General features: G+C 63.4%; 14 protein-coding genes. 1 reads left to right on the top strand and 13 read right to left on the bottom strand.

Translation table 11 applies throughout. The annotated features are described in order from the left end of the window. Positions 1 to 18: 18 nt before the first annotated feature. From ppaT to B5V02_RS21495, 6 genes are all read right to left on the bottom strand, one after another. Positions 19 to 1,197 carry a pyridoxamine--pyruvate transaminase gene (ppaT, locus tag B5V02_RS21520; RefSeq protein ID WP_111546121.1) on the bottom strand — a complete coding sequence of 393 codons (1,179 nt, stop codon included), beginning with the start codon at positions 1,195 to 1,197 and terminating at the stop codon, positions 19 to 21. Between the two features lie 25 nt (positions 1,198 to 1,222). Continuing rightward, complete coding sequence (pldA, locus tag B5V02_RS21515) at positions 1,223 to 2,029, bottom strand: 4-pyridoxolactonase (protein WP_111546120.1); 807 nt, start codon at positions 2,027 to 2,029, stop codon at positions 1,223 to 1,225. Between the two features lie 45 nt (positions 2,030 to 2,074). Further along, a complete protein-coding gene (locus B5V02_RS21510; RefSeq protein WP_111546119.1) occupies positions 2,075 to 3,010 on the bottom strand; it encodes a putative B6 ABC transporter permease subunit 1 in 936 nt (311 codons plus the stop codon). A gap of 3 nt (positions 3,011 to 3,013) precedes the next feature. Beyond that, positions 3,014 to 4,111: a putative B6 ABC transporter permease subunit 2 gene (locus B5V02_RS21505; RefSeq protein WP_111546118.1), complete on the bottom strand. Its 1,098-nt coding sequence runs from the start codon at positions 4,109 to 4,111 to the stop codon at positions 3,014 to 3,016. After that, the gene (locus B5V02_RS21500) at positions 4,108 to 5,676 is read right to left on the bottom strand and encodes a putative B6 ABC transporter ATP-binding protein (protein WP_111546117.1); all 1,569 of its coding nucleotides are present in this window, start codon (positions 5,674 to 5,676) and stop codon (positions 4,108 to 4,110) included. The genes B5V02_RS21505 and B5V02_RS21500 overlap by 4 nt, the downstream gene beginning before the upstream one ends. 77 nt (positions 5,677 to 5,753) lie before the next feature. Further along, complete coding sequence (locus B5V02_RS21495; RefSeq protein WP_111546116.1) at positions 5,754 to 6,782, bottom strand: putative B6 ABC transporter substrate-binding protein; 1,029 nt, start codon at positions 6,780 to 6,782, stop codon at positions 5,754 to 5,756. A 100-nt stretch (positions 6,783 to 6,882) separates the two neighbouring features. Between B5V02_RS21495 and B5V02_RS21490 the strand changes: the two genes are divergently transcribed. Beyond that, positions 6,883 to 7,308 (top strand): hypothetical protein, encoded by a 426-nt coding sequence (locus B5V02_RS21490; RefSeq protein ID WP_111546115.1) that lies wholly within the window; start codon positions 6,883 to 6,885, stop codon positions 7,306 to 7,308. A gap of 38 nt (positions 7,309 to 7,346) precedes the next feature. Here B5V02_RS21490 and B5V02_RS21485 read toward each other — a convergent pair whose 3' ends face one another. From B5V02_RS21485 to B5V02_RS21455, 7 genes are all read right to left on the bottom strand, one after another. After that, positions 7,347 to 8,357 (bottom strand): ABC transporter substrate-binding protein, encoded by a 1,011-nt coding sequence (locus B5V02_RS21485; RefSeq protein ID WP_111546114.1) that lies wholly within the window; start codon positions 8,355 to 8,357, stop codon positions 7,347 to 7,349. A gap of 36 nt (positions 8,358 to 8,393) precedes the next feature. Then, on the bottom strand, positions 8,394 to 9,209 hold the full coding sequence (locus B5V02_RS21480) for an ABC transporter permease (protein WP_111546113.1): 816 nt from the start codon (positions 9,207 to 9,209) through the stop codon (positions 8,394 to 8,396). Next, entirely contained in the window at positions 9,206 to 10,036 is an 831-nt protein-coding gene (locus tag B5V02_RS21475) for an ABC transporter ATP-binding protein (RefSeq protein WP_111546112.1), read from the bottom strand. The genes B5V02_RS21480 and B5V02_RS21475 overlap by 4 nt, the downstream gene beginning before the upstream one ends. A gap of 127 nt (positions 10,037 to 10,163) precedes the next feature. Then, positions 10,164 to 11,093, bottom strand: coding sequence for a 5-formyl-3-hydroxy-2-methylpyridine 4-carboxylate 5-dehydrogenase (fhmpcd1, locus tag B5V02_RS21470; protein ID WP_111546169.1), 930 nt, complete (start codon positions 11,091 to 11,093; stop codon positions 10,164 to 10,166). Next, entirely contained in the window at positions 11,093 to 11,713 is a 621-nt protein-coding gene (locus B5V02_RS21465) for a glutathione S-transferase family protein (RefSeq protein WP_111546111.1), read from the bottom strand. Before B5V02_RS21465 ends, fhmpcd1 begins: the two co-directional genes overlap by 1 nt. A gap of 26 nt (positions 11,714 to 11,739) precedes the next feature. After that, on the bottom strand, positions 11,740 to 12,150 hold the full coding sequence (locus B5V02_RS21460) for a RidA family protein (protein ID WP_111546110.1): 411 nt from the start codon (positions 12,148 to 12,150) through the stop codon (positions 11,740 to 11,742). 6 nt (positions 12,151 to 12,156) lie between these two features. Beyond that, positions 12,157 to 13,290 (bottom strand): LVIVD repeat-containing protein, encoded by a 1,134-nt coding sequence (locus B5V02_RS21455; RefSeq protein WP_245446091.1) that lies wholly within the window; start codon positions 13,288 to 13,290, stop codon positions 12,157 to 12,159. Positions 13,291 to 13,316: the final 26 nt, after the last annotated feature.

The raw sequence follows: 13,316 nt of genomic DNA, 5'->3' as shown, positions 1-13,316 counted from the left end.
TGATCTGGTGATGTCTGTTCATGCATCGGCATCGATCACGGCCAGCGCCGCGTCGATACCCTTGCCGACCATCAGCTTCTGGCCGGCCGCGTTCATGGCACCGCCAAGTGCCGTCAGCGCCGCGATCGCGTAGATCGGCTGGGCGGTCGGACCCATGTGGCCGATACGTGTCAGCTTCCCTAATGTTTCACCGCGGCCCGACGAAAACACCACACCGTAGCGGGCGCGCGCGGCCTGGCGAAGCGCCTTCTCGTCGACGCCTTCGGGCGTGCGGACAGCGGTCGTGGTCGGCGATGCGATCTTGTCGCTGGCGGCCCAGATCGACAGGCCCATCGCGGCGACGCCGGCGCGCATGGCCTTGGCCGTGAGCGCGTGGCGCGCCCACACCGCCTCCGGTCCCTCACCAAGGTAGAGGTCGAGCGCGACGTCGAGCCCGCTCATCTCGGAGACGGACGGCGTGAACGGAAACGGCTCGTCCCGCGACCACGCATTTTCCCAGTCGACGATGCTCAGCATCGAAGCGCGCGGCGCCAGGGGATTTGCCTTCATCTTGGCCCAGGCCCGCTCGCTGACACCCATCATCGTGAGCCCGGGAGGCGCGCCCAAGCATTTGTTCGGGCCGGTGACATAGATATCGGCCTTGCAATCCTGCGGATGCGTCTTCATGCCGCCAAAGGAGGAGACAGCGTCGACGATGAGATAACCGCCATGCGTCGAAACCAGCGCGCCGATGGCGTCGATGGGATTGATGGTGCCAGACGGCGTGTCGTGGTGGCAGACGGAAACGATGGTGATTTCCGGATGCGCTTTCAGCATCGCCGCAACCGCCTGCGGGTCGATCGCCTCGTTGTAAGGCACCTCGATCTCGAGCAGATGGGGCGAATAGCGCTTCGCCCAATAGCCAAACCCCTTGCCGTAAACGCCGGAGGCAAGGTTGAGCACGACATCGTCGGGCGCGATCAGGGAGGCCGCGGCGGCCTCGAGGCCCAGCACCGGCTCGCCATGCAGAATGACCGGCTTGTTCGACAGCCGCATCGCCTTCTGCGCCTTGTCGACCACCTTCTCGTAAAAGAGCTGGAACGCCGGGTCGTAGTCGTAGAGCACCGTGCGGCCGAGGCCGCGCAGCACATCAGGATAGGCGTTCACCGGCCCCGCGGTGAGTGTGATGACCGGTTCGGCATGGTCAAAATAGCGCATGGTCTTGTCTCCGCATTGGTGACGGTCAGCTGTAGAATTGCGTGCCGGTCCTGTAGGTCTTGAAGTTGTCCATGTCGTGCGAATACATCAAATCGGCGCCATGGTCCTCGGCCAGCTTCTTCACCTTGCGCATCGAATTGACGCCCGCCACCGGATCGATGTGAAAGGCCGCCTGACACAATGTTTCAAGGCTCTTCTGCGTATAGGCGGCATCGATCGTGAACATGATAGGCTTGCGCTTGGGGAACTCCACCAGGAGGCTGTAGTGGCCGATCGAGTGGCCAGGCGTCGCGATCAGCTTGACGCCCCTTGCAAGGTCGACGTCGCCGTCGATGCCCTCGAAGGTCGAGTTGGCGCGCGTCGTCCCCTCCAGCAACTGCGCGGTCGCGCCGCGCGCCTCCGCCGCTTCCGCCGAGAAGCTCAGATCGGAATAGCCGAGTTGTTCGAAAGGCTGGGGATTGCATGCCTGCGGAACCTCGGTCCGGTGACAGATCTTCTTGGCATGCGGAAAATACTTGTTGCCGCCACAATGGTCGAAATGGAAATGCGAATTGACGACGACGTCGATGTCCTTCGGCTCGAGGCCGAGTAGCGCCAGGGCGCCGGGGATGGTCTGGTGCTTTTCCTGGATCGGCTTTTCGAACGGCAGCACCTTCATCACGTGATCGTAGTCGTAGCCGGTGTCGATGAGAAACCGGCCCTCGGCATGCTCGATCAGGATCGAATAGACGGGGAAGCGCACTTCGCCGCCAGGGCCTCGGTTCCAGAACACATGATATCCGTCGAGAACGAGCGAGCCGCCGTCGAGCAGGTAGACCTTGGTATCCGACATTCTTGCCTCCTGTTTGGCGCGGGTCCCGTCCGCGCTTGATTGTGATCAGCGCGCGCCGCGCTCGTATGGAATGCCGAGCGCTGCCGGCAGACTGGCGCGCCGGCCGAACAGCACCAGCATGATCATCACCGCCAGGAACGGCAGCATCTGGATGATGTCGGTCGGTATGTTGATGCCGGCCACCTGCATGGCCGTGGTCAGCGACAGGCAGATACCGAACAGCAACGCGCCGAACAGCACCCAGATCGGACGACCGCGCGCCAGCATGGCCAGCACGATGCCGAGAAAGCCCGCGCCATTGGTGATGAAAGGAATGAACAGCCCGGCCCCGACATTGGCGAGATAGGCGCCGCCAAGCCCGGCCAGCGCTCCGGTCGTCAACACGGCGATAGTGCGGGTTCGCACCACGTCGATGCCGGCGACATCGAGCGCTGCCGGCTTGTCGCCCGCAGCCTGCAGGTTGAGGCCAAGCTGCGTGCGCCGGTAGACGTAGCCCATGCCGAAAACCAGCGCGACCGCCAGATAGACGATCAGATGCTGTTTGAAGAATGCAGGGCCGATGACCGGAATGTCCGAAAGCAGCGGAATGACCGTCGCGTCCGCCGCCGGCAGGCGCGGATAGCTGCGCGAAAACTGGAAATGGTGGAGCAGTGCCGTCAGACCTTCCAGTCCCAGGGTCAGCGCGATACCAATGACGATCTGGTTCAGCCCGATGCGCACGCAAAGCAGGGCCATGACAAGCGCCACCGCGACGCCGCCGGCGGCACCGGTGAGAAAGCCCAGCCACAGCGACCCGGAATAGAAGGCGCCGACAAAGCCGAGATAGGCGCCGGCCAGCATCATGCCTTCGATGCCGATATTGAGCACGCCCGCCTTCTCGGACATCTGCTCGCCGAGCCCGGCAAGCAGCAGGGGGATCGCCGCGGTGACGGCGCCGAACAGGAGCGCGCTGAGAAAGACTTCGCTGAAGAGCCCGGTCATGCCCTAAGCCCTCCGCGACTGGCTGTAGCGGTGATCGAAATATTCAGCGAGCGCCAGCACGATCAGCACGATGGAGACCAGCACCAGCGTGAAATGATTGGGTACGCCGAGCCGCCGTGCCGCACTCTCGCCACCGATCGAAAGCACCGAAAGCAGGAACACGAAACCGATGGCTGCAAAGCCGTTCATGCGGGCAAGAAACACCGCGGGAATTACGGCAAGCCCGTAGGCGGGATTCCAGTCGGCGCGGACATTGCCCTGGACGCCGATGATGTCGACGGCGCCGGCAAGGCCGGCCAGCCCGGCCGAAATGGCGAAGACGGCGATGGTCAGGCCGGGCACGCCGAGCCCCGAGTGAACAGCCGCGCGCGGATTGGCGCCGACGATCCTCAGCTTCAGCCCGAACGCCGTGCGCGTCATCACCAGATGCACGATGATGATCGCCGCCAGCCCAAGCAGCAGGCCGCTGGTGATGGTCGTTTCGAACAGGCGCGGCAGCCGGTCTTCCACCGGCAGCGTACGGGTCTGCGGCACGGTCGTGCCTGGATCGCGAAACACCAGCTTGACCAGCACATTGGCAAGCGACGTCCCGAGGAACGTCATCATCAGCGTGGTGATGATCTCGTTGACGCCCTGATAAGCACGCAGCAGGGCCGGCACCAGCGACCAGATCATCGCCACCACCATGGCAATGAGGAACGAGCAGATCAGCGCCAGCCAGGACGGCATGATCTGAATGAACACGGGAGCGCTGGCCGCCGCCGTCACCGCGCCGAGCAGGAACTGGCCGTCGCCGCCGAGATTCCACATGCCCGCGCGAAAGGCCACGATCAGGCCGGCGGCAAGAAAAAGCAGCGGCGCCATGCGCGTCAGCGTCTGCTGGATGCCGAGCGGCGAGAACAGACCTTTCTCCAGCACGTAGCCATAATAGGCGAGTGGATCGACACCGACGGCAAGCAGGATACATCCGGCTATGACGAGAGCGGCGAGGATCGGGCCGAGCGTCATCAGCAGCCGATGCAGGATGTCATGGCGCGTCGCCGCCCCGCTCGTGGCATCGAGCGCGGTAGCACTGACCGTGGGTGCGGTGTCGATGCTCATGCGGCAAGTCCGATCATCAGGCGACCGACCTTGGTGCGGGCATCGTCGGCGTTCCCGACGGTGCCGACCAGCGCTCCGTTTGCGATGACGGCGATGCGGTCGCACATGCTCAGCAATTCCTCGAGGTCGGTGGAGATCAGCAGCACGGCAAGGCCACGCGCCGCCGTGTCGCGGATGCGCTGGCGCGACGCCAGTGTGTTGGCGAGATCGAGCCCATAGGTCGGCTTGTTGAAGATCACCACCTTGGCGCCTTCCGCCAGTTCCCGCGCCAGAAGCACCTTCTGGATGTTGCCGCCGGACAGCCGCGCGACGGGCGTCTTCAGGCTTGGCGTACGCACATCGTAGTCGCGCACGAGCTGGGCGGCGCGCCTGTCGATCTCCGCGCGCTGCTCGATGCCGTTGCGCCAGAACGGGGCCGCGCCGACCTGCTTGAGAAAGAAGTTGATCGAAACCGGGAAGGTTCCGACAGTGCCCTCGCCCAGCCGGTCGTCGGTCAGGTAGCGTAGACCGCGCTGGCGGCGTTCGCCGACGCTCAGCGTCTCGATGGCAACGCCGTCCAGCCTCACCGAACCGCCAGTCGCCGCGCGCTGGCCGGCCAGTGCCTCCGCCAACTGCTTCTGGCCGTTGCCGTCGATGCCGGCTATGCCCAGGATCTCGCCAGGGCGGATGTCGAAGGAGATCGACGACAGGCCCGGCGCGTTGTCCGTCGGCGCGACCGCCAGATCCGCGACCTGAAGCAGCGGGGCCGCGTCGGCGCGAACAGTGCGGACCGGACGTTCGACAGCTTCCGGATCGTCCTTCTGCTTGCCGAACATCAATTCCACGATCTCCGAGATGATCTCCTGTTCGCCAAGCGCGCGAAACCGCTCGGGCGGGATCTCGCCGACCTTGCGGCCGAGCTTTAGCACCGAGATGCGGTCGCCGAAGGCTGCCGCCTCCTTGAGCTTGTGGGTGATGAAGACGATTGCCAGGCCCTGCTCGACGAGGCGACGCATCAGCGCGCCCAGTTCGTCGATGCCTTTCGGCGTCAGCATGGAGGTGGACTCGTCAAGAATGAGCAACCGGCTGTTGCGGACCATCGCGCGCAGGATTTCGACCTGTTGCTGTTCGCCAAGGGAAAGCTCCGACACCTTGGCATGCAGCTTCACCGTGATACCAAGCGTGCTGGTGATCTCGGCGACGCGCGCCGCCAGTTCGTCGATCCTGGGCCGCTGCCACCAGGGCCCGCCAAGCAACAGGTTCTCGGCCACGGTCAGCGTCGGCACCAACATCATGTGCTGGAATACGGTGCCAATGCCGAGCGACAAGGCATGGCGCGGCGAGGTGATCGGGGTCGGTTTGCCGTCGACCAATATGCGTCCCTCGTCCGGCTGCTGCAGGCCGGAAAGCATGCCGATCAATGTGGACTTTCCGGCGCCGTTCTCGCCGAGCAGCACATGCACCTCGCCCGGACGGATCGCCAGGTCGATGCCGTCATTGGCGACGATGCCGGGGAACCGTTTGGTCACGCCTTCCAGCGCGACGATGTCGCGCTCGGCAACAGACGATGAAGAAAGACTGCTCATGAAAGCCCAGCACCAGAAAATGGAAATCGTCCGGAGGGGTGAATGGATCACCCCTCCGGCAGCCGACCTTGATCGCCTTACTGGGCGACGCTTGTCATCAGCGCCCTGACGGCGGCCGCGTCATAGACCGGATCAACCTTGATCTTGCCGGAAATGACGTCTTCGCGCAGCGCCTGGATTTCAGCCCAGACATTGTCCGGGATCGCCGCGGTTTTCAACAGCTTGACCGAGTCGTCCTGGAGGCCGATCGTATAGTGTTTGGTGCCGAACGTGTCGGCCTTCAGGTCGGCAATCATCGCCGCATAGACCGGCTCGATGTTCCACACCACCGACGACAGCAGGAAGCCCTTGTCGATCGGCGATTTGTCGCCGATGACGTCGATGAAATAGACCTTGCCACCATCGGCGGCCTTGGTCGTCTCGACCGCCTGCAGCATGCCGAAGCTTGAGCCGTTGCCCTGGCCGAAGATGATGTCCGCGCCCGACGCGATCACGCTTTCGGTGACGCGCTTGCCGCCGGCCGCATCGCTATAGGCGGCCGGGCCGATCACCGCATAGGTGATCTTGACGTCAGCGTTCTCCGCCTTCACACCTTGCGCGAACGCCGCCGACTGCGAATTCCACGATGGCGGTTCGCCCGATACCACGATGCCGACCGACTTCGCGCGTGACATCTTGGCGGCGAGGCGGCCGGCGAGATAGGCGCCCTGGTGGCCGCTCAGCGTGTAGTCGGCGACGAGGCCCTTCTCCAGGCCGTTCGGCGTGTCGACGATCGCCACCGGAACTTTCAATTCCTTGGCGATCTCGGGAGCCGAGGTGTTGTAGCCGCTGGCGTGGGCGATCAGCAGGCTGGCGCCGTCGGACGCAAGTTCCCGCAATGTCGGACGGACGTCGCCATAGCCGAGGCCCTGGGCCACGACCACTTCGACGCCGGCGGCTTTGCCTGCCGCCTTGGCGGCATCGATGCCTTGCTGGTTCCAGCCATAATCCGTGCCTTCTTCGGGCGTCAGAATGGCAATCGACTTGACCTCGGCGGCAAGCGCGCCGCTCATCAGGAGGCCACTTAATATAGCTGCACTTACACTGCTCTTCAGAACCTTTAACATGTTACCCTCTCTGTTTTGATTTACCAATCAATATTCTTATTGTTATTGCGCGAAAGCGAGATAGACTGCGTAGGCAAATTACATATGGAGTTCAGGCAGAGTGAAGATCCGTTATGTCCTTCCAGTGGCGCTGGCGTTCTCCTCCTTCGCCAACGCGGTTGAGTTGCACCATGTCACTGTCCGCACCGGCACCGACGGGCTCGACATGGTGCCGCTGACGATTTCGAATGCGGGCAGCGAAGGCCTGTCCTGCAACGCCGACTTCGCCCACTGGTATTCAGCGGGGATCGCAACGGTCGAACCCGGCAGAAGCGCCCGCGTCGAACTCTGGTTCGATCCGAAGACCGGCACGTTCACGATCCTCAACGACAAGCGCGAGAACCTGCCCGTCGAGCGGCTTTGGTGCGGCCGGTCGGGCCGCGCATATGCCACCCGGGTGCAGATCACGCTGGACCGCGCCGACGCGGCGAAAGGCGGGCGTGCCGTGTCCTGCGCCATGGCGCAGGACAGTCTGGTCTGTCGGTAGGCGCTCATCGAGCTGTCCGTTCGAACACCGCGCGCCCCTTATTCTTTTGCCAGGAATGCGTCGGTGAAGACATCGTCCGCCGACAACGCCGCCTTGAGCACACCCTGATCAGTCAGCGTCTTCAAGGTTTCCTCCCACTGCGTCTTCGTCATCCAGCCGAGGCCGTGTTCCTTGGTGTCGGGGCTGTTGAACGTCGAGGCGATGTCGGCGTTGATCTGCGCCAGCAGCACATCCTTCTTTTCCGCATAGCCGGGCGCTGCCTTGGCGGTGATCTCGGCAGCCTCGTCCGGATGAGCCGCGACATAGTCGAAGGCCTCCCTGTAGGCCTTGACGAAGCGGCGCACGACGTCCGGCTTGTCCTTGATCATCGCCTGCGAGGTGAACAGTCCCGAGCCATAGGCCCTCCAGCCGTAGTCCGCCCCCATCATGATGCTGAGCGAGCCGGGGCCTCCGGCTTTGGCCTCCAGTTCGGGAACCTCCGCGTCGACATAACCGACGACCGTCTGGACCCGGCCGAGGAGCAGGTAGCTTTCATAGGGCGGCGAGACGCTGTTCAGCGTCATGTCCTTCTCGGTCAGGCCGTTGGCAGCCAGGAAGCCCTTGAAGAAGATGTAAGTGGAGCCGGCGGGATGAATGCCGATGGTCAGTCCCTTGAGATCGGACGGCTTTGCCAGCTTCACCGTCTTGGCCAGCGAAATGATTCCCAGCGGCGACTGCTGATTGACGGCCGCCAGCGCCACGACCGGAACATTCTGCGAGCGTGCCACGGCGAGCGTGGGAAGATCGCCGAACCCGAAATCCGCGTTCTCATTGCCCACCAGCCGCATTGCGTCGGGCGAACCGGAGCCCTTGCGGATCTCGGCCACATCGATGTCGTTCTTGGCGAAAAAGCCCTTTTCCTTGCCGACGAAGAACATGGCGTGATTGCCGCGCACCACCCAGTCGAGCTGGACGTTGACCTTGTCGGCCGCCAGAGCCGCGTTGGAGAAGCCGATAGCACCGACAAACGCCGCGAGGGTAGCGGCCTTGATAAGTGAGCGTCTCAGCATTGTTGTTCCCTTGTATGATTTTGGTTGTTCGAAGGCCTAGGCCTGGCTGAATTTGGGTGCCCACGGCACCGCGATGCGTTCGAGAATTTCGGCTGCGTAGTAGAAGGCGATGCCGAGCACGGAAACGAGCAGCAGCGCCGCAAAGACCAGCGCGGTGTCGAGCTGCGTCGAAGCGAACTGGATGACGTAGCCGAGGCCGTCCGATGCCCCGGCAAATTCGCCAACGATGGCGCCGATCACACTCAAAGTGGCGGCGATCTTAGTTCCGGCCATCAGGTTCGGCAGCGAGTGCGGAACGCGGATCCTGAGCAGGATCTGCGTCGGGCTGGCACCGACCGAATTCATCAGCGACAGCAGCGAGCGGTCGACCGACTGCATGCCCGCCAGCATCGACAATGTCACCGGGAAGAACGCGATGACCAGGATCAGGCCGATCTTGGGCGCGAGCCCATAGCCGAACCAGAGGATGAAGATCGGTGCAAGCGCCACCTTGGGCACGTTCTGGAACAGCACCACCAGTGGGTACAGCGCGCGCCCCAACCAGTCGAAGCGGACAATGACCAGCGCAATGGCAATGCCGACCACGACCGAGACCAGGAAGCCGAACAGGATCTCGCCTGCCGTCACCAGGGTCGCCTGCATCAGCGTGCCCCATTGCGCGACCAGCGATTGCGCGATTTCGGATGGGGCGGGAACGACGAAGGCGGATATGGAAAATATCCGCACGGCGGCTTCCCACACCGCGATTGTCGCCAGCAGGAGGATGACCGCCGGAAGCCAACTGCCCGTCGCCGCGCTCCAGTTCGAGACGAGCCGCGGCTCGGAAAGATCGATGATGGGTTGCTCACTCAAGATACACCCCCCGGTTGATGGCTGGAGCGCAGCATCGTCCGCAACTGAACCACCAACCTGACGAACTCCGGATCTTCGGTGACCGACAGGTCGCGTGGATAAGGCAGTGCAATGTCGAGGCTCTCGGTTATCCGCCCCGGCTTGATCCCCAGCACATGAACATGGCGGGACAGGTGAATGGCCTCGTCGATGGAATGGGTGACGAGCACGATGGTCTTGCCGGTGCGCTGCCAGATCTCCAGCAGCGACTGCCCCATCGCGTCGCGGGTGATGGCGTCAAGCGCGCCGAACGGCTCGTCCATCAGCAGCACCGCCGGATCGAGCGCCAGGGCCCGTGCGATGGCGACCCGCTGCCGCATGCCACCCGACAGTTCGTTTGGGCGCTTGTGGGCGGAATCGCCCAATCCCACCAGGTCCAGCATCTCCTGCCCGCGCGCCCGCAGGTCTGAGCGCGACAGCGATCTGTCAGCGATACCCAGCAGCATCGAGGCATTGTCGACGGCGTTCTTCCACGGCAGCAGATTGGCGTCCTGAAAGACGAGGCCGATCATCCGCTTGCGCGCCGCCTCGGCGGGCGCCAGCCCGGCGATCGAAACGCTGCCCTGGCTCGGCTGCACCAGCCCGGCCAGCACCTTGAGCAAGGTGCTCTTGCCACAACCGGAAGGGCCGATAAGCGAGACAAACGACCCCTTTGGCACCGAGAGATCGATGTTCTGGAGGATCAGTTGCCGGGCGATGACCACCGAAACGCCTTTGGCGGAGATCAGATCGTCGTGGCGGATATGGGCTGGCCTGTCGCCGGCTGCTCGAATGGTTTCAATGCGCATGGCTTGTCGCCCCGCGCGTTGTCGTCGGCCGCACCCTCAACGTGTGGCCCGCGAAGGCACGCTTGGCACAACGGACCAACCGGCACTCCCCAACCCGGCCAGCCTCGTGCGCACTGTGTGACATTGGCTACTCCCGGCCTTCCAGGATGCGCCGTACCGCGACGAGCTTGCGCGCCCGCTCACCTTGCAGCGCCTTTGCCTGCTCGGGTGTGTAGGAGAACATGCCCTCGCCCGATTTGATGCCGAACTTCGACGCAGCGGTCTTCTCCATCACCATTGGCGCGACATCGTCGCGATTGGAGAGATCGGCGTTCAGGAAGGACGAGACCGACTTGTAGATATCGAGGCCCGCCATATCGAGCAGCGCCATCGGGCCGATGACGGCGATCTTGTAGCCGATGCCCCACGACACGCAGGTGTCGAGGTCTTCCGGCTCGATGACGCCGCGCTCGACGAGGTCGACGGCCTCGCGCAGCAACGCATAGAGGACGCGGTTCTCGACGAAGCCTGGCACATCCTTTTTCACCACCACCGGCAGCAGGCCGAGCGAGCGAATGAGATCGCGGATCGTCGCCACGGTTTCAGGCGCGGTCTGTTCACCGCCGATCACCTCGATCATCGGTATGATGTGCGGTGGGTTCGACCAGTGCATGCCGACCATCCGCTCGGGATGCGAGATGTGCGCCTGCAGCTTGGTGATCGGGATGCCCGATGTGTCGGACGCGACGATGACGGACGGACCGATCAGCGGATCGATGTCGCGATAGGTCCGCGCCTTAATGTCGATGTTCTCCGGCACATTCTCGATGACCAGCTCGGCGCCATCGACGGCCTCGGCGATCGTCTCGACGAAACGCACGGTCCCGGCGCCTGTCCCGGGCGACGTGATGTCGAGACGGTCGAGCACGCCGCCGGCAAGATCAAGCATGCCGCGGGCACGCTCGACAGCCGCCTGCGAAACATCATACGCCGTGACATCGAGCCCGCCGCGCGAAAGCCGCGCGGCGATGCCGGGACCCATCGTTCCCAATCCGATGAGGGCGGCGCGCTTGATCATCATGCGGCCTTTGCCGGGGCAGCGGCGATTGCAGCCTTGAAGGCCGGCCGAGCGGCGATCGCGGCCACCCAGCGCTCCAGATTGGGCAGCGACGGCCGGTCGATCTTGAAGTCGACGCAGCGCTTCAGGATCGGCGCGCAGGCGATGTCGGCTAGGGTCAGCTTGCCAAGCGCCAGGAAATCCTTGCCGGCCAGATGGCCGTCGACGATCTTGAGCTGCGCCACAAGGTCCTTCACCTGTTCCTTGTACTCGGCGGTCTGTTCCTCGGGTGTCAGCTTGGCGCCCTTGAAGGCTGCCAGATAGCCGGGATTGACCGCCGCCAGCAGGAAGTCCATCCAGCGCTCAACCTCGGTCTTTTCCGCCGGCGTGGCGCCAGTCAAATGCTCGCCGCCGGATGCCGCGAGATAGCGCAGGATGGTGTTGGACTCCCAGATCACGGTGCCGCCGTCGACCAGCGTCGGGACCTTGGAGGTCGGGTTGAGCGCCTTGTATTCCGCCGTCTGCGTGTTCTCGAACTGGCGGCCGTAGTCCTCGCGCTTATACGCGGCGCCAAGCTCCTCGAGCATGAAGAGCACCTTCTGGACGTTGCCTGATGTCTGGCGGCCTAAGAGCTTGTACATGTCGTCTCCTCGATTGTGTCCAAGGCCTACTTGCCGGCCGGCAGCGGCTTGTAGACGATGGCGTCCATTTCGATCTTGGTGTTGATGACGGCCTTGGCTTCGACGGTCGTGCGCGCCAGCACTGCGTCGCCAATTCCTTCGAGGAAGGCCTTGTTGTAGCGGCCGAAATCGCGCGTATCCTCGAGATAGGTGGTGATCCGCACGACATCGGACAGCGTCGCGCCTTCATGCGCGATGACGCGCGCGATGGTTTTGAGCGTGGCCAGCGTCTCTTCCTCGATCGTGCCGCTGATCATGTTGTTGTTCTCGTCCTTCGGCACCTGGCCCGAGACGAAGATGAAATCACCGGCACGCACCGCCGGGTGAAACGGCAGGTTCGGATTCTTGTTGCCGATGGCGTAGTGGCTGGCGGATTTTCGCGTGCTGTCGCTCAACATATCCCCCTAGAGAACGCTGGTTTCGATGATGTCGACGCCACGGATGCGATCGATCAGGTAGACGATGCCGCGGTCGTCGATGGTCACGTCGTTGGACGAGGAGCGCTCGGCGCCTTCCGGCGCGTCGGGCATGAAATGGCCGACTTCCTTTGGCGCGAACGGATCAGCGATGTCGACCAGCCGCAGCCCCTGCGCGAACCACGCGAAGGGAATGACGGTTCCATTGAACCGTTCGGAAGGCTGATGGCAGCCCGTCATCGGCGGTTGCGGCGCGCCGTCAGGGTCGAGCCCTGGCACCTGGAACGTCGAGATCGGCAACGGGTTCGTCTCGTCGGTGATATCGTAGATCCAGGTAAAGGCCGGTGCCGAAGGTCGGAGTTTGGCGACATCCTCGTCCGCCACCACCATGATGTTGCGACCCTTGAGCAACTGCGGAATGGGCAGACATGTGTGCGTGGGATGCGGGAAGCTCGGGCTCGAATTGACGTGCGAGACCAGCTTCGGCCTGGTGATGTCCGAAATGTCGAGGATGAACAGGCCGTGATGCCAGTAGCTGACATAGAGCCTGTCGCCCATGCGCAGCGGATGGTGGCAGCGCGGCGTGACATAGTCATGCCATGGGTACTCTTCGCCGCCGCCGGTCCACTGGCCGGGTATCCACCAGCGCCCGACCTCGATCGGGTTCACCGGATCGATCAGGTCGAGGATCATCACGATGTTGCCGACATAGCCGTCGGCGGTCGGCGAGATATAGGCGTAGCGGCCGTCATAATCATAGCGATGCACGCCATGGCCGCCCGTCATCCACTTCGAGATGAGTTTCGGTTCTGCCGGTCGCGTCGTGTCGTAGAGCGCCAGCCCGCCGCCGAAGTCGGCCGGACCTTCTTTGCCGAAGCGCTCGTGGTTGATGATCATCAGCCCGTCCTTGGCGCGCACCTTGTGCGAGTGCCAGCCCGGCGGGACATCGATCGTGGCTATCTTGCGCGGATTGCGCGGGTCGGAAATATCGACCAGCGTCGTGCCGCTCGGCGGACGCATGTGGCCGATATAGAGGATGTTGCCGTCGACCCAGACCTGACCGCCGCCCGGACAGTCGATATGACCGATCTGCTTGGTGTTGAACGCCGAAACCAAATGCATACGCCTTTGCTGCTGAAACGCCATTT

This window comes from Mesorhizobium kowhaii, assembly GCF_003253745.1.
Taxonomy (GTDB): Bacteria; Pseudomonadota; Alphaproteobacteria; order Rhizobiales; family Rhizobiaceae; genus Mesorhizobium; species Mesorhizobium kowhaii.
Note: the sequence above shows the minus strand (reverse complement) of the source record. Positions and strands in the feature narration are given on the sequence as shown.